Source organism: Alteromonas sp. Cnat3-28 (assembly GCF_022348265.1).
Classification (GTDB): Bacteria; Pseudomonadota; Gammaproteobacteria; order Enterobacterales; family Alteromonadaceae; genus Alteromonas; species Alteromonas macleodii.
This window is the reverse complement of record NZ_JAKREY010000001.1, coordinates 104,815-121,070: the sequence shown is the minus strand read 5'-3', so window position 1 is coordinate 121,070 and position 16,256 is coordinate 104,815. Positions and strand designations below refer to the sequence as shown.

Sequence of the window (16,256 nt, the reverse complement as noted above, 5' to 3'; positions counted from 1 at the left end):
CGAGTTGAGAGAGCGATTTGTAGCTATCACTGGTTAATAGATGATGTGACCTATACAAAGGTAACGGATTTTACGTTCAACATTTTCTGAAAGGTAATTCATGGAGTATGCATTTCTTTTTTTCGCATTTGTTTGCGGCTTAACGGTTAAACTTATTGGCATTCCTCCTTTAGTTGGCTACTTGGTAGCTGGCTTTTTATTAAATTTTGCAGGCTACACGCTCACTGAAGATTTAACCCAAATAGCCAACTTGGGCATCACCATTATGCTTTTTACCATCGGTCTGAAACTTAACATCCGCGATTTGAGTCGTCGAGAAGTTTGGGCGGGAAGCGTTTCACATACCTTAGTATGGGTGGGCGTTATTACCTGTTGCGTCTATGCGATTGGTGCGGTTGCTGCAAATTTCGTTGATGGGCTTACATGGAAAAGCGCTGCGCTTATCGCTTTTGCCCTTAGTTTCAGTAGCACAGTGTGCGTGGTTAAAGTATTAGAAGAAAGTGGCGAAAGTAAAACCCGCCACGGCCGCCTTGCCATTGGCATTTTGGTCATGCAAGACGTTTTTGCTGTTATCTTCCTTGTTGCAGCAACTGGAAAGCTCCCCTCTGTGTGGGCGCTTGCGTTGTTGGCCTTATTCCCAGCAATGCCAATCATAAACAAAATGATTAATAAGTCGGGCCACGGTGAACTGCTTCCGCTTACTGGCTTTATCCTCGCCTTAGGTGGCTATCACTTGTTTGAGCTGGTTAACATTAAAGGCGATCTTGGGGCACTAATCTTTGGAATCATGTTAGCCCAACATGAAAAGGCTTCGGAGCTAGCGAAGTCGCTGCTTAGTTTTAAGGATCTCTTCTTAATCGGCTTCTTCCTTACTATCGGTCTTACCGCCCTTCCCGATCTTAGTATGATTGTCCTAGCTATCGTGTTCTGCTTATTTATACCGTTAAAAGCAGCACTCTTTTTCGGCTTATTTACGTCACTTCGCCTTCGCGGTCGCACGGCTTACTTGAGCAGCTTGGTGCTTTCAAATTACAGTGAATTTGGCCTTATTGTTGGCGCGCTAGCCGTTTCATTAGGTTTATTGGCAAACTCTTGGTTAGTGGTGATTGCTTTAGCCGTATCTATTTCATTCGTTATTACCAGCGTGCTCTATCGCAATTCCCATTCTCAATATCACAATCATAAACACACCATTAAACGTTTTGAGAAAAACGAGCGCTTAAAAGAAGACATTTATCCTACTCTCCACAACGCGGAGTTTTTAGTGTTGGGGATGGGACGAGTTGGTCGCGGTGCCTTCAATGCGTTATCTAAATTAAGTGATGTGAGCGTATGGGGAATGGACGCCGACCGAGTAAAAGTAAAAGAGTTATCAGACGAAGGCTTAAACGTAATATGCGGCGACGGTGAAGACGTCGATTTGTGGGATAATTTAGATATCAAACAGATTCAGCTTGTTTTGCTTGCTCTGCCTTCTATCCAGGACTCAATAAACATCACACGTCAGCTTAAAAACGCGGGCTATGTTGGAAAAGTCGCAGCCATTGCACGCTATGAGGATGAAGTGTCACATCTATTAGAAAATGGTGTAGATAAAGTCTTCAACTTCTTTACCGAAGCAGGGCTTGGTTTTGCTGAAGAAAGTCTTGCTTATGCGCATGCACAACAGTAATGCTGTTCTAAATGCGAACAATGGATGAATTGAGAAACGTTATCGTTTGTAAACAACTGTTTTACAAAGACTTTTTTGACATGCGGTCAAATTTAGACTAAACTTCACGCAAATACGTTAATAGGGTTTACACAATGCAAGGTGATAAACAAGTTGTTGCAAAATTGAACGAAGTACTGACAAGTGAACTTACTTCGATAAATCAATACTTTCTGCACGCTCGTATGTTCAAAAACTGGGGTTTTTCTGAACTTAACGAAAAGAATTATAAAAAGTCTATCAAGGACATGAAGCAAGCGGACGATCTTATCGAGCGCATTTTATTCCTTGAGGGCCTTCCTAATCTTCAAGCGTTAGGCAAACTTTATATCGGTGAAGATACCGTTGAAATGCTGTCATGTGATGCGCGTTTTCAAAAAGAACAGCTTCCACTACTTCGTGAAGCTATCGCGCTATGTGAAGAAAAGCAGGATTATGTTTCTCGTGATTTGCTTGAAGACCTTCTTGAATATGAAGAAGAGCACCTAGACTGGATTGAAACGCAAGAATACCAAATTGATGCTATGGGTATAGAGAACTACCTACAAGCGCAAGTAATGGGAGATGACTAATGAAAGGTAACCAAGCAATCATCAATGGCTTAAACGAACTACTCTCTTATGAGTTAGCCGCCATGGATCAGTATTTCATTCACTCTCAGATGTATCTTGATTGGGGTTTGAATAAGCTTTACGAACGCATCGATCATGAATTTGATGACGAGCGTGGACATGCAACTAAGCTAATAGAACGCATGCTGTTTTTAGAAGGTACGCCTGACATGACGAAGCGCACAGGCTTCAAGGTGGGTAAAGATGTACCTGAAATGCTTGAAAGCGATTTACGTGTTGAATATGAAGTTGATGCAAAGTTACGTGAAGTTATTGCGCTTTGTGAAACCGAGAAAGACTATGTTACTCGTGACATGCTAATTGTACTACTAGACGATACAGAGATGGATCACGCACACTGGCTAGAGCAGCAGCTTGGCCTTATTAAGCGACTAGGTATTCAAAACTACCTTCAGTCTCAAATGTAAGAAATAGCGTTCACGCTACAATTTACAGGTAATTAATAAAAGGCCGCTCTTAAATAAAGAGCGGCCTTTTTTGCTTGTTTACTCCCCTTTCTTTAGGGAGAGTCTTATTGCTTTTAAAACAGTTACTGCTGTGTAACAAAATACAAATAGCTGGGGCTTTCTTTATCTTTAATATTTAGACGTAGCTGCCATTTCATCACTGGCTCACTACAGCTACCTAACATAAACCAACCTGACCACTTTCCTTGACCATCGTTATCTAACAGCACGGGAATTTTGCCCATATACATGTTTACCCCTTCAATCCATGCGCTCTCTATTTCCTCTCCCTCAGGAACTAAGAGCTTAACCGTTACTGACTCTTCGGCTTCAGGCATGGCTGAAAAAGTGGCAATTGCTAACCTGTCATCAATTAAGAATTCGCAAGTTTCATTGACAAAGTTGCAGCTGTTTCCTATTCCATTAACTACGCTAGTGTCTTTTAACACCGATGACTGGAATTTATGTGCAAGGTATACACACACGGCTACAACAATAATAGCCACTAATGGAAGCTGGGAATGTAAAAATTTTGATCGTTTATTGTTATCGTTATTTAGCATTTCTTAAATTTTGTGTATTTCTTCATTGACGGAGATCAAGCTTAGGTAGTTTATGGTATCTTTTTGTAATTAAAAACCTTATCATCCGCGTACCAACTGGCTTGGAGACAATAATTATTACTCTTTCCGAGCTCGGTGTGAAGCGTTATTCCTTAGCTGATACACGTCTCGACCGTACTATTCCGGCAGTTGGAGACCATAGTTCATTTGAAGTGGAAGATTCATTAAAATGAGTGAAATAAGCCAAGCACAACCTGACTACAATTATAAAGTAGTTAGGCAATTTACCATCATGACCATAGTCTGGGGTATCATTGGTATGGGCCTAGGGGTATTTATTGCCGCGCAGTTATTTGCACCTATGCTTAACTTTGACACACCATGGCTAACATTCTCACGTTTGCGTCCGTTGCACACTAACGCCGTTATTTTTGCCTTCGGCGGCTGTGCGCTATTTGCAACGTCGTACTACATCGTTCAGCGTACCTGCCAGGTAAGACTGTTCAGTGACAAACTTGCCGCATTTACCTTTTGGGGTTGGCAAGCCGTTATCGTTTTAGCTGTTATCACCCTGCCTATGGGTTTAACCAGCTCAAAAGAATACGCTGAACTAGAATGGCCAATTGATATCCTTTTGGCACTGGTTTGGGTCGCTTATATCATTAACTTCTTCGGAACCCTAGTAATCCGTAAAGTTTCGCACATTTATGTTGCAAACTGGTTCTTAGGCGCGTTCATGTTAACTGTTGCAATTCTTCATATTGGTAACAGCATGGCTATTCCGGTATCTTTCACCAAATCGTATTCACTGTATGCAGGCGCAGTAGACGCTATGATGCAGTGGTGGTACGGCCATAACGCGGTAGGCTTTTTCCTGACTGCGGGCTTCCTTGGTATGATGTACTACTTCGTACCTAAGCAAGCTGGTCGCCCGGTTTATTCATACAGACTTTCAATTGTTCACTTCTGGGCACTTATCTCTCTGTATATCTGGGCTGGTCCTCACCACCTTCACTACACTGCCCTACCAGACTGGACTCAGTCACTAGGTATGGTGATGTCTATTATCCTATTCGTTCCATCTTGGGGTGGTATGATTAACGGTATTATGACGCTATCTGGCGCGTGGCATAAACTTCGCACCGACCCAGTATTGCGTTTCCTTATTGTTTCATTGTCTTTCTACGGTATGTCTACCTTCGAAGGCCCAATGATGGCAATCAAGACCGTTAATGCACTGTCTCACTACACTGACTGGACAATTGGTCACGTACACTCTGGTGCTCTAGGTTGGGTTGCAATGGTTTCAATTGGTTCAATTTACCACTTAATTCCAGTGCTATTCGGTCAGCGCGCTATGTATAGCACGAAGCTAGTTAACGTACACTTCTGGTTCGCAACTATCGGTGTTGTTCTATACATCGTAGCAATGTGGATGTCTGGTGTACTACAGGGTCTAATGTGGCGTGCAGTAAATGCTGACGGTACGTTAACCTATAGCTTTGTTGAGTCATTAGAAGCGTCTAAGCCTTTCTATGTGGTTCGTTTCATTGGTGGTTGTTTCGTGGTAGCAGGTATGCTTGTTATGGCATACAACACATGGAAAACCGTTCGTGCACCTAAAGGCAGTATCGCTGCAGACCCAGCGACTCAGCCGGCGTAGTAAAGGAGACGAATAATGAAAAACGCACATGAGTTAATTGAAAAGAACGTCGGTCTGTTAACGGTATTAATCCTTATCGCTATCAGCTTCGGTGCCATGGTTCAAATAACGCCGTTGATGTTTCAACAGCAAACCATGGAACCAGTAACAGGCTTACGTCCATATACCGCGCTTGAGCTTGAAGGCCGTGATATCTACATCCGTGAAGGTTGTGTAGGTTGTCACAGCCAGATGATCCGTCCATTCCGCGCTGAAACAGAGCGTTATGGTCACTACAGCGTTGCTGGCGAATCAGTATGGGAGCACCCTTTCCTTTGGGGTTCTAAGCGTACTGGTCCTGACCTAGCACGTGTTGGTGGTCGTTACAGCGACGAATGGCACCGAGTTCACCTGCTTAATCCTCGTAACGTGGTACCAGAGTCGAATATGCCAGGTTTCCCTTGGCTTGCGGAAAACACGCTTAATGGCGAGTTAACAGCTGAAAAAATGGAAGTATTCCGTGGATTTGGCGTTCCGTATACCGACGAAGATATCGCGGGTGCGAAAGCGGCAGTACAGGGCAAAACGGAAATGCAGGCCCTTATTGCTTATCTACAATCTCTTGGCACACATTTGAAATAATATGGACCAGGGAATTGTAGGCAGCATTTTTACTGTCATCGTCTTTGTAAGCTTCATCGGTGTTGTATGGTGGGCGTTCAGCAGCCGCAACAAGAAAAAATTCGATGAAGCTGCAAACCTAGTGTTTGCAGACGAAGAAAAAGAAAAATCAAAAGAAGATTAGCAGGAGTCTCGAACTCATGAGTATGTTTTGGACAATTTGGATTTCAGTGATAACCCTAGGGTTAATCATTGGTTGCTACTTCCTTCTTCGCTGGTGCCTTTCTAACAAGACTGGCGTAGCTGAAGGTGAGTCAATGGGCCACGAATTTGATGGTATTGAGGAGTTGAACAACCAACTTCCTCGCTGGTGGACAATTATGTTCTACATGACCATCGTTTGGGGCTTTTTATACCTAGCGCTTTATCCTGGCCTAGGTGCGTATGAAGGTATTTTGGGTTGGAAGAGCTCTAACCAAAATATTCAATCGCTAGAAGAGTCAGCTCAGGCGCGTATTGATGCTAAAGAGCAAGGCTACCTAGTAGAATATGACCGTGAACTAGATTTCGCTGCCGAGAAGTTCGATCCGATCTTCGAAGCGTATGCACAAGTTCCTGTTGAAGAACTGGCTAAAGACCCAGAAGCAAATAAAGTAGGTCAGCGTTTGTTCCTACAAAATTGCTCTCAGTGTCACGGTTCTGATGCACGTGGTCAAAATGGCGGCTTCCCTAACCTAACGGACAACGACTGGTTGTACGGTGGTTCAGGTGCGAAAATCGTTGAAACTCTTACGCTTGGTCGTAAAGCAGCTATGCCAGCATGGCTAGATGCTATGGGTGAAGACGGTATCGAAGAAGTGGTTAACTACGTACTTAGTTTAAGCGGTCGCGATGTGGACCCTCAGCTTGCAGAAGCAGGTAAAGCTCGTTTCGCAGCGTGTGCGGCTTGTCACGGTATGGACGGTAAAGGTAACCAAGCACTTGGTGCACCAAACCTTACTGACAATATCTGGCTATACGGCGGCAGCCACAGAGCGGTAACAGAAACGCTTACTTACGGTCGTAACGGTGTAATGCCTTCATTCAAGAAAACCTTGGGTGATGACAAAATTCACGTTGTTGCAGCGTATGTATACAGCCTTTCAAATGATTAATGATTTAAATCATTAAATATCTTAAAAAGCCTCGTTACTACGGGGCTTTTTTTATGAGAAAATACAGCGGTATAGAGAGTGCCATGCGAACATTCTTTGTACACTTTTAACATGTCTCGCCAACACTATATTTATCATTATTTGCCGGCTTTACGTGTAGTTGGGGAAGTAAAAATAAATATGTTGTTAGTGAAGTAAATACGAGAAAAGATTTCGATGAATAGACCCTGGTATAAAGAGTTCTGGCCCTGGTTTTTAATTGCCGTTCCTATCATTACCCTCATCATGGGTGGCGTGTTATTAAACCTTGCTATTTCTACCGAAGATAGCTTGGTGGTAGACGACTACTACAAAGAAGGAAAAGCAATTAATGCCCGTCTGGACAAAGAAGCCATAGCCCGCCGCATGAATATCACCACTGATTTAACCATTGAAGATGGAAGCATAGCGCTGCAATTTCATTCGGGGATTCCTCAAGAAGGTAACGCGGTTAAATTAAGTTTCTATCACGTAACGCTAGAAGAGCGCGATGTTAGCGTTTTATTGAGTCGCGACGCTAACGGTATTTATCGCGGCTTTATTGAAGAAAACCTTGACGGTAAATGGCGCATATCGCTGACGCCGATTGATGATAGCTGGAAAATTCAAAACACGGTCTATCTGCCCCACACTGGCAAAATGAAATTCAATCCATAATGACGAAGCACGACTGTTACCATTGCGGCTTGCCTATAGCGAGTCCAGACAATGGGAAATTTACTACTGTCATTTTAGGGCAACAACGAGACATGTGTTGCCCTGGCTGCTTAGCGGTAGCTGAAGCGATCGTTAACAACGGCCTTGAAGACTATTACCAGTTTAGAACCGAACCGGCGCAAAAATCTGACGACAGTATTTTAGAAACGTTAGATAAGCTAAAAGTCTATGACGACCCTTCCCTTCAAGAAGAGTTCGTGTTTGAAGAAGGTCAGGACAAACAGATTCAGTTGACCCTTGAAGGTATTACATGCGCTGCGTGTGGCTGGCTTATCGAAAAGCAGTTGTCAAAAGTTGAAGGAATAAAGCAAGTCGCGGTGAATGTACAAGAGCGCCGCGCTTTAGTCACTTGGTCACCGTTTCAAATTAAGCTTAGCCAAATTCTATCTACGCTAAAACGCATTGGTTATGTTGGGTCACCATTTCACCCCGACGAACACGAAGCCAGCTATAAGCGCGAACAAAAAACCTTTCTTAAAAAGCTTGGCCTAGCAGGCATTATGACCATGCAGGTAATGATGCTGATGACGGGGCTTTATTTTGATTGGTTTGGCGCCATTGAGTTAGAGACCCGCCAATATTTTTATTGGGTTGCCCTTACACTTACTACACCTGTGGTGCTGTATTCAGGCAGCAACTTTTATATGGGCGCCGCTAAAGCGCTAAGCGCCAAAACGGTTAATATGGACGTACCCGTTACGCTCGCAATATTCGGTACTTACATTGCTGGAATTCGTTCTACAGTATTAGAGCAAGGTGAAGTGTATTTCGAATCCATTTGTATGTTTATTTTTCTGCTGTTACTTAGCCGATTCTTAGAACATCGCAGTCGTCATCGCGCCGCACAAATCTCTGCCAATATGATGCAGTATGTGCCCGTATCAGCTACCAAAGTAAATCCGGATGGCAGCCTAACCGAGTGTCTGGCTAAGCAGCTAAAAATTGACGACGTAGTGCTGGTGAAGCCTGGTGAAACAGTCCCCATTGATGGGGTGGTAACGGACGGCAACGCAGCGGTTGACGAATCTATGCTTACCGGCGAGTTTAACCCCGTGCGTAAGTCGAACAGTAGCCCGGTATACGGCGGCACGGTTTGTCAAGATGGTACGCTAACCATTACGGTTACGCAGACCCTCAAAAATGCGCTGGTAAATCAAATTGTACGGCTGCAAGCAAGTGCGATGGCGAGTAAACCTAAAGCAGCGCAGATAGCCGATAATTTTTCTCGCTATTTCGTTACTGCGGTATTGCTGATTTCGGCGTTAACCTATGGCTTTTGGGCGTATCAGGGTAGCGACGAGGCATTTTGGATCACCATATCGGTGCTGGTTGCCACCTGTCCTTGCGCATTAGGATTGGCTACGCCATCAGCGTTAACCTGTGCTATGGCAAAGTTAAACAGACAAGGTATTTTATTAAAACGGGCCGATGCGCTTGAACAAATTACTGACATTGACACTATCGCATTAGACAAGACCGGTACGCTCACAAAAGGCAAGTTCACTATTTCAAATGCCTGGTACGCAGACGGTGTGGATAGTGACAGTGCGCTATCAATTGCACGCGCTTTGGAGTCACGCTCTGAACATCCAATTGCCAAAGCCTTTAGCGACGGTATAGCCTTTAGCGACGGTATAGCCTTTAGCGACGGTATAGCCTTTAGCGACGGTATAGCCTTTAGCGACGGTATAGCCTTTAGCGAGAATTCTGCCTCTAGCGGCAGTGCTGACGTTATCGATAGCACGGTACACAAAGTGACTAATTTTACCGTTACGCCAGGAGGTGGTATCAGCGGTGAGATCAATGACACGTTGTTTTCTATGGGTTCTGCAGCATTCAGCGTTCACGAATCTCAGCTAAAACTCATTGAAGCGTTCCCTTCAGCTAACGTGTTTCTCACGGTTAAGGGGCGTATTATGGCGGCGTATGAAGTAAAGGATTCACTAAGAGAAGATACGCAAGAAACTCTCGATATATTAGCTGCAAGCCATACCCTCGCCGTTTTAAGTGGTGATACACAGCAAAACGTTAATGCGCTTACCGCACCATTGCCAATTTCGACCGCTAAAGGTGGCCTAACACCTGAGCAAAAGTACGAAGCCGTTCAAGCTATGCAGCAATCTGGCGCGAAAGTGATGATGATGGGTGACGGTATTAACGACGCTCCAGTTCTTGCCAGTGCTGATGTGGCAATTGCAGTGGGTAATGCCACAGACGTGGCTAAAACTGCCGCCGACGTGATACTGCTTGGCGATCAGCTGCTTTCTGTACCAGAACTTATTCGAACTGCGCACCAAGTGAAGCAAAAAATAAGGCAAAATATTGGCTGGTCGGTAGGTTACAACGTTTTGATCTTACCTTTCGCCGTATCAGGCCTACTTTCACCGTGGATGGCTGTTGTTGGTATGTCGTTAAGCAGTATCATTGTGGTCACAAACTCAACGCGACTCTTGAGCAAATAGCATGAGTATTATTTACGTATTAATTCCAATCGCCATCATCATTGTTGCCGTCGCTATCGTGATATTCTTTTGGGCGGTGAAAACCAATCAATTTGAAGATTTAGATCGCCAAGGTTATAGCATACTGTTTGACGATGATCTTCCGCCAGAAGAAAAAAAGCTAGCTGAGCAACGCAAGCAACTTCAAGACAGTAAAGTAGACAAAAGCCAAGCGCCACATGGAAGGGATTAACTACTTCTCTGCCTTTCTTATCGGCTTAGCCGGTGGAGTTCACTGTGTGGGAATGTGCGGTGGAATTGTCGCTGCGCTAAGGATGGTATCGCCTAAAGGCGCTTCAGCACTACCCTATACCCTTGCCTATAACATGGGACGTATAGTGAGCTACACTATCGCCGGAGCAATAACCGGGGCACTTGGAAAAATTGCAGCAGATTATATACCTCTTGCCAACTATGCCCTTTCCCTACTTAGCGGAATCATGTTGCTTCTACTGGCGTGTTATTTGGGTAAGTGGTGGACTGGCTTAACAGTGCTGGAAAATGCGGGTAAAGGCCTATTTTCCAAAGTCCAGCCGCTTTCAAAACGCTTTTTGCCATTTAAGACCCCTTTAAGTGCGTTGCCTTATGGTTTTATTTGGGGTTGGCTTCCTTGCGGTTTGGTGTATTCCACACTTACCTGGTCTCTCGCGGCGGGTAACGCGCTAGAAGGCGCTGCTATTATGTTCTTCTTCGGTTTGGGTACATTACCCACCTTGCTCGCTGCAAGCGCTGGTAGCCAATATATTGTTCGAAGTTTTCAACATAATCATTTTAGACAAATTATTGCAGTAATAATGGCAATATATGCCGCTTATCTTATTCATGGCGCAATCGTTTAAAAATGGGTGTATTATTGTCGGGTATTCTTTTAGAGAGCGTGCATTATGAGCAAAGGAAGCCAATTTTCTATTCACTGTCAAAACTGTAGTTTCAGTCACCTGTGTTTACCGGTGGCGTTAAACAAAACAGAAATCGAGTCTCTTGACGATATTATTGAACGCAAGAAGCCGCTTCATAAAGGTGACACGCTGATTCAAACTGGTGATAAATTCCGTTCTCTATTTGCAGTGAGAACCGGTTCATTCAAATCATTTGTGACTAATACCGAAGGTGAAGAACAGATTACCGGCTTTCACTTTCCTGGTGACATTATCGGTTTCGATGCATTAAGAGAGAACAAACACCAAAGCTATACCTCTGCGTTAGAAACTGCCATGGTGTGTGAGCTTCCCTACGAGACCCTCGACGAAATGTCAGTGCAATTTCCAAAGCTGCGCCACCAAATCATGAGCTTCATGAGCGCTGAAATAAAACAAGATCACGACATGATCATGCTTTTAAACAAGCGAACCGCAGAAGAGCGTTTATTGTATTTTATATCACATCTTTCTCAGCGCTTTGAAGAGCGTGGCTTTTCCCATAGAGAATTCCACTTAACCATGACGCGCAACGAAATTGGAAACTATTTAGGGTTAACGATTGAAACGATTAGTCGTCTGTTAAGCCGTTTTCAAAAAGACAACATCATAAAAGTAGACGGCAAGCTTATTACTATTTTGGATTTCGATAGGCTAAACACCAAACTAGCGGCGCTTAACGGCCCTAGCGTTGTCTGCGGTTAGTCCTTTTTAAGTGTTAAATAAGGCGCGCACTAAGCGCGCTTTTTTGTAACCTGTTGTCCCGTCCTAAAATACGTTGACATAAAGAGGACTTCTTTATGACAACTTCAAGTAATCAAAGACCTAAGCGCACACAGCGTGATTACACCTTAGCTTTTAAATTGGGTGTGGTTGAGCGTGTAGAAAAAGGCGAATTCACTTATAAACAGGCACAAGCTCACTTCGGAATACAAGGAAGGTCGACGGTACTGGTTTGGCTCAGAAAGCATGGTAGACTCGACTGGTCGAAACCATTTCAGCATCCACTTATGCCAAGTTCAAAAGAAACACCAGCCGAAAAAATAAAACGTCTCGAGAGAGAATTAGCTGACGAAAAGCTCCGTAATAAAATCCTTAATGGAATGGTAGATATTATGGATAACGAGTATGGAGCGGGTCTCAGAAAAAAGTACTTATCCGGTACGTCTGGCAAGCCAAAAAAAGAAAAGAAATAAATTTGGCGGCAGCATGCCGGGTTGTGGGAGTATCGAGACAGTCGGTTTACCAGGCTGTTTCTCGCATGGAATGTAGAAGAGCAGAGCTATCGATAATTAAAGATTGGGTACTTTACTGGCGCAAGTATATGCCGCAAATAGGGACGCGTAAGCTCTATAAACTTATAAAACCAAAGTTGGTTGAGCATGGGATTAAACTAGGTCGAGATGGCTTTTTTACTTACTTAAGGAGCGAGGGGCTACTCGTTAAGCCAAAGAAAAGCTTTACCAAAACTACATTCAGTAAACATTGGATGAAAAAGCATCCAAATTTACTTAAGGAAGAAGGTCTGCATAATGCAAAGCATGTGCTTGTTAGCGATATCACCTATCTCGAATCCGACCAAGGTGTACACTATCTATCGTTAGTAACAGACTCTAGCACGCGTAAAATTGTAGGGCACCACTTGAGCTTGGACATGAGGGCTGAAAATGTAGTCAAAGCACTGAAGATGGCCGTCAGAGATAAACGATATGCAGGTAACAGTGTTCACCACTCAGACAGAGGGCTACAATACTGTTCAGCTATCTACCAGAATGAGTTGAATGCGAATGGGATCCAGCCGTCAATGACAGATGGTTACGACTGTTATCAAAATGCATTAGCAGAACGAATAAACGGTATACTTAAGCAAGAGTTCTTACTCTACCGATGTAAAACAATCGAAGAGTTGAAAATACTCGTTACCGAATCAATCAATATTTACAATGAAATGAGACCGCACTTAGCATTAGATATGGAAACGCCTAACGCAGTGCATAATAGAAAAGGCCAGCTTCGAGAGCTGGCCTAATAACTGTCAACCTATATTAGGACGACACATGTGTTAGCCACCTATCTACCCTTTCAGCGCCACGCCGGTTGCTCCATATTCAATTAGGTAGGTTCACTCATGGTCGCCTCGTAAAATTCTTGATCTAAAACAACTTACGTTTTTCCCAATGTCGTTTATAGTTAGTATTAGAAAGCTTCGATTTCGACAGCCGCTACTAAGTTTCGTAGTTAGGGGAACGTTATGATTGAGTGTAAACGAATTCTGGCCGTGGTAGATGCCGAGCGCGATAACCAACCTGCACTAAGCCGAGCTTATGAACTCGCTTCAAAAACAGGCGCTTCAGTTACCGCAATGATGGTGGTATACGACTTATCTTATGATATGACGACCATGCTTAGCCCGGATGAGCGCGAGTCAATGCGCGATGCAGTTACAAAGGAGCATGCAAAATGGCTTGCCACCCACTTAAGAGAACAAGGATTCACTGAAACTGATATCGTTGTAGAATGGAATAATCGTGCGTATGAGTCGATTATTTACTACACCCTAAACAATCAGATAGATTTAGTGGTAAAGGCAACCAAAAAGCACGACGATCTTGCTTCTGTTATTTTCACCCCCACCGACTGGCATTTAATGCGTAAATGCCCTCGGCCAGTATTGCTCGTTAAAGAGCACGACTGGCCAGAAGGAGGAGAGATTATTGCTGCAGTAAACGTAGGCAGTGAAGACGATGAGCATGCCGCACTTAACGATAAGCTCACCCTCATTGCTAACGACTACGCCTCTTTATTGAAAGGTAGCGTAAATTTGGTCAACAGTTACCCTTCTACACCACTTAATATCGCCATAGAAGTGCCTGAGTTCGACCCCGATACCTATCACGACGCGGTAAAAAATCATCATTTAAAAGAAATGCGTAGTCACGCGTTAAAGTACGGTATTCCTGAAAACAAATGCGTAGTAAGAGAAGGCCTTCCGGAAAAAGTTATCCCACAAGTGGCAAAAACACTGGATGCAGAGCTGGTTGTTATTGGTACCGTTGGCCGTGTGGGAATTTCAGCGGCCCTAATTGGTAACACTGCAGAACACGTAATCGACGAACTCAATTGCGATGTGCTTGCAATTAAGCCTGATGGATTTGTGTCGCCGTTGTCGGTGTAGTCTTTTCATCAAGTCTACATAGCCCGTGTTTGCCGTTACTTAGCGGCCAACACGGTATGTCACCAACAAATTTAACTTCACAAGCATGGTCTCGAAAAGCCGCTTTAATGTATAATGGTGGCTTTATCACAAACCAAGCTAGTTAATTATGAGTTTAGGCACAAACAGTGCTGACGCGTCGCCATTAAATGCTGCGCAAAGTAAGCAAAAGTACAACTTCAACAAACTTCAGAAACGACTTCGCCGCAATGTGGGTAAAGCCATTGGCGATTTCGGTATGATTGAAAACAACGACAAAGTAATGGTGTGTTTATCTGGCGGTAAAGACAGCTACACCATGCTAGATATTTTATTGTTTTTAAAGAAGATTGCGCCTATTCACTTTGATATCGTTGCGGTTAATCTTGACCAAAAGCAGCCTGGTTTCCCAGAACATATCTTGCCTGAATATCTAGAAAGCATTGGCGTTGACTACAAAATTGTAGAAGAAGACACCTACTCTATTGTTAAAGACAAAATTCCAGAGGGAAAGACGACTTGCTCTCTCTGTTCTCGCTTGCGCCGTGGTATTCTGTACCGCACGGCAAAAGAGTTAGGTGCGACTAAAATTGCATTAGGTCATCACCGCGACGACATGCTAGAAACGTTTTTCCTCAATATGTTTCATGGTGGCAAGCTTAAGTCTATGCCGCCAAAGCTAGTCAGCGACAACGGTGAACACATCGTTATTCGTCCATTGGCGTACTGCACAGAAAAAGACATCGAGAAATATTCTCAGGCCGCTGAATTTCCGATTATTCCGTGTAACCTTTGTGGCTCACAAGAAAACCTACAGCGCCAAAACATAAAGGCTATGCTTCAAGACTGGAACCGTCGCTTCCCAGGTCGTATAGAGTCGATGTTCCGTGCGCTTCAAAACGTAGCGCCTTCACACTTAATCGACAGCAACCTTTATGATTTTAAAGCTATAGCTACACAAGAAGGCCCGGTAGAAGACGGTGATATCGGGTTCGATGAACCTTCTTTCACTACAGAAAATAGTACGGACTTCAGTGATGAAGATAATACTATTGAAGTAATAAACATTATGGAACCTAAGTAAATGAAAATCGGACTTGCGCTAGGTGCCGGTGCCGCAAGGGGCTGGACTCACATTGGCATAATTGAAGCATTAGAAAAACTCGGCGTAAAAATTGACGTTGTAGCGGGATGCTCTATTGGTGCCTATGTTGGTGCTGCCTACGCAAGTGGCAAGCTGGAAGGATTGAAAGAGTGGGCCTGTTCCCTTAGCGACTGGCAGGTACTTGCTCTTATGGGTGTAGGACTTAGACGCGGCGGCATTGCCAGCGGACAGAAGGTTTTCGACAAGCTAGCAAGCGAGTTTTGTGAATCGACTTATGAAGACATGCTTAAGCCGTTTGCGGCTGTGGCTACCGACCTTTATACCGGCCGTGAAGTAGTGTTTAACTCTGGTCCTATCGGAGACACCATTCAAGCATCCTGCGCTATTCCCGCACTTTTTGCGCCCGTAGCACATGGTGATCGTTGGTTGGTAGACGGTGCCGTTGTAAACCCTGTACCGGTGAACTTATGTCGCCAATTAGGGGCCGATTTTGTAATCGCGGTTAACCTTAACGCCGATTTCCGACCACTTCGTCTTGAAAAGTTGAGACAAGATCATGAAGAAAACCAGCGCAAAACCGAGGACTTTTTTACAAAGAGTCAAAACGTACTACGCCAATGGTTCTCTCCTGACAACAAAGAAGAAAAAGCCCTAGAGAAAAAAGATGAAAAAGACAGCGTCTCGGCTGGCAATGTAAAGACTGAAGAAGGCATTGCTTCTGATGTGATTGAAAAAGTGGAAGAAGAGTTGACCGAAGTCCCCGCTAAAGTGAACAAGCGAAACCCGCCGGGAATTATGAGCGTGATGAGCAGTTCACTTGAGATACTTCAAGCTCGCGTCACACGTTCACGTTTGGCTGGCGATCCGCCTGACATTCTTATTGAGCCTCAGCTTACCGACGTGGGTATTATGGAATTCCACAGAGCCGAAGAGCTATGCGCGAAGGGCGAAGAGACCATCGCGCGTTTAGCAGAGCAAATTAGGTATCAGCTTCTTACCTAATCCCAAATATGCA

The 16,256-nt window shown here is 44.1% G+C and carries 17 protein-coding genes; 16 read left to right on the top strand and 1 reads right to left on the bottom strand.

Annotated elements, in window-relative coordinates:
• The first annotated feature begins 100 nt into the window (after positions 1–100).
• From MHM87_RS00595 to bfr (MHM87_RS00585), 3 genes are all read left to right on the top strand, one after another.
• A complete protein-coding gene (locus tag MHM87_RS00595) occupies positions 101–1,672 on the top strand; it encodes a cation:proton antiporter family protein (RefSeq protein ID WP_239257500.1) in 1,572 nt (523 codons plus the stop codon).
• A gap of 134 nt (positions 1,673–1,806) precedes the next feature.
• Entirely contained in the window at positions 1,807–2,283 is a 477-nt protein-coding gene (gene bfr, locus MHM87_RS00590) for a bacterioferritin (RefSeq protein ID WP_014949586.1), read from the top strand.
• Entirely contained in the window at positions 2,283–2,750 is a 468-nt protein-coding gene (bfr, locus tag MHM87_RS00585) for a bacterioferritin (protein WP_014949587.1), read from the top strand. Before bfr (MHM87_RS00590) ends, bfr (MHM87_RS00585) begins: the two co-directional genes overlap by 1 nt.
• Before the next feature lie 122 nt (positions 2,751–2,872).
• Here the strand turns inward: bfr (MHM87_RS00585) and MHM87_RS00580 are convergent, their stop codons facing one another.
• The gene (locus MHM87_RS00580; RefSeq protein WP_014976621.1) at positions 2,873–3,352 is read right to left on the bottom strand and encodes a hypothetical protein; all 480 of its coding nucleotides are present in this window, start codon (positions 3,350–3,352) and stop codon (positions 2,873–2,875) included.
• 229 nt (positions 3,353–3,581) lie between these two features.
• Here MHM87_RS00580 and ccoN point away from each other — a divergent pair, with 229 nt between their 5' ends.
• The 13 genes from ccoN to MHM87_RS00515 all read left to right on the top strand — a co-directional run bounded on the left by ccoN (position 3,582) and on the right by MHM87_RS00515 (position 16,243).
• Positions 3,582–5,015 (top strand): cytochrome-c oxidase, cbb3-type subunit I, encoded by a 1,434-nt coding sequence (gene ccoN, locus MHM87_RS00575; protein WP_014949589.1) that lies wholly within the window; start codon positions 3,582–3,584, stop codon positions 5,013–5,015.
• A gap of 15 nt (positions 5,016–5,030) precedes the next feature.
• Positions 5,031–5,636: a cytochrome-c oxidase, cbb3-type subunit II gene (gene ccoO, locus MHM87_RS00570; protein WP_014949590.1), complete on the top strand. Its 606-nt coding sequence runs from the start codon at positions 5,031–5,033 to the stop codon at positions 5,634–5,636.
• A gap of 1 nt (position 5,637) precedes the next feature.
• Positions 5,638–5,799 carry a cbb3-type cytochrome c oxidase subunit 3 gene (locus MHM87_RS00565; protein WP_014949591.1) on the top strand — a complete coding sequence of 54 codons (162 nt, stop codon included), beginning with the start codon at positions 5,638–5,640 and terminating at the stop codon, positions 5,797–5,799.
• A 16-nt stretch (positions 5,800–5,815) separates the two neighbouring features.
• A complete protein-coding gene (gene ccoP, locus MHM87_RS00560) occupies positions 5,816–6,769 on the top strand; it encodes a cytochrome-c oxidase, cbb3-type subunit III (protein WP_014949592.1) in 954 nt (317 codons plus the stop codon).
• A gap of 216 nt (positions 6,770–6,985) precedes the next feature.
• Positions 6,986–7,465, top strand: coding sequence for a FixH family protein (locus tag MHM87_RS00555; RefSeq protein ID WP_039227668.1), 480 nt, complete (start codon positions 6,986–6,988; stop codon positions 7,463–7,465).
• Positions 7,465–9,987 (top strand): heavy metal translocating P-type ATPase, encoded by a 2,523-nt coding sequence (locus MHM87_RS00550; protein ID WP_239257499.1) that lies wholly within the window; start codon positions 7,465–7,467, stop codon positions 9,985–9,987. Before MHM87_RS00555 ends, MHM87_RS00550 begins: the two co-directional genes overlap by 1 nt.
• A gap of 1 nt (position 9,988) precedes the next feature.
• Positions 9,989–10,219 (top strand): cbb3-type cytochrome oxidase assembly protein CcoS, encoded by a 231-nt coding sequence (gene ccoS / locus MHM87_RS00545; protein WP_014949594.1) that lies wholly within the window; start codon positions 9,989–9,991, stop codon positions 10,217–10,219.
• The gene (locus MHM87_RS00540; RefSeq protein ID WP_014976623.1) at positions 10,206–10,865 is read left to right on the top strand and encodes a sulfite exporter TauE/SafE family protein; all 660 of its coding nucleotides are present in this window, start codon (positions 10,206–10,208) and stop codon (positions 10,863–10,865) included. The genes ccoS and MHM87_RS00540 overlap by 14 nt, the downstream gene beginning before the upstream one ends.
• 45 nt (positions 10,866–10,910) lie before the next feature.
• Positions 10,911–11,648 carry a fumarate/nitrate reduction transcriptional regulator Fnr gene (gene fnr / locus MHM87_RS00535; protein ID WP_014949596.1) on the top strand — a complete coding sequence of 246 codons (738 nt, stop codon included), beginning with the start codon at positions 10,911–10,913 and terminating at the stop codon, positions 11,646–11,648.
• 95 nt (positions 11,649–11,743) lie between these two features.
• Positions 11,744–12,972, top strand: a protein-coding gene (locus MHM87_RS00530; protein WP_156080643.1) for an IS3 family transposase whose coding sequence is annotated in 2 segments (ribosomal slippage) — positions 11,744–12,095 and positions 12,095–12,972 — 1,230 coding nt in all. Because the reading frame shifts where the segments join, the coding sequence is not laid out codon by codon here.
• 222 nt (positions 12,973–13,194) lie between these two features.
• On the top strand, positions 13,195–14,118 hold the full coding sequence (gene uspE, locus MHM87_RS00525) for a universal stress protein UspE (RefSeq protein ID WP_014949597.1): 924 nt from the start codon (positions 13,195–13,197) through the stop codon (positions 14,116–14,118).
• Between the two features lie 148 nt (positions 14,119–14,266).
• Positions 14,267–15,220, top strand: coding sequence for a tRNA 2-thiocytidine(32) synthetase TtcA (gene ttcA / locus MHM87_RS00520; RefSeq protein ID WP_014949598.1), 954 nt, complete (start codon positions 14,267–14,269; stop codon positions 15,218–15,220).
• Entirely contained in the window at positions 15,221–16,243 is a 1,023-nt protein-coding gene (locus MHM87_RS00515; protein WP_014979378.1) for a patatin-like phospholipase family protein, read from the top strand.
• Positions 16,244–16,256 lie beyond the last annotated feature (13 nt).